The organism is Staphylococcus sp. EG-SA-2, from assembly GCF_017152085.1.
This window is the reverse complement of sequence record NZ_JACYHC010000355.1, coordinates 1-295: the sequence shown is the minus strand read 5'-3', so window position 1 is coordinate 295 and position 295 is coordinate 1. Positions and strand designations below refer to the sequence as shown.

1 protein-coding gene is annotated in these 295 nt (G+C 33.6%); it reads left to right on the top strand.

Features of this window, described 5'->3' with window-relative positions:
- Positions 1 to 3: 3 nt before the first annotated feature.
- Positions 4 to 295, top strand: a 292-nt coding sequence (locus IDG60_RS03375) for an HAD hydrolase family protein (protein ID WP_206160495.1), incomplete at its 3' end; no start/stop codon positions are given.

Sequence of the window (295 nt, the reverse complement as noted above, 5' to 3'; positions counted from 1 at the left end):
TTGATGAGATTTGTCTTTGATATTGATGGTACGCTTTGTTTTGACGGCCGATTAATTGACCAGACTATTATTGATACATTGTTACAATTACAACATGATGGTCATGAACTTATATTTGCATCAGCACGTCCGATTCGTGATTTGTTGCCAGTTTTACCATCAGTATTTCATCAGCACACATTAATTGGCGCAAATGGTGCTATGATTTCACAGCAATCAAAGATTTCTGTTATCAAACCAATTCATACAGATACATATCACCATATCTTAAAAATAATTCAAAAGTATGAGTTAG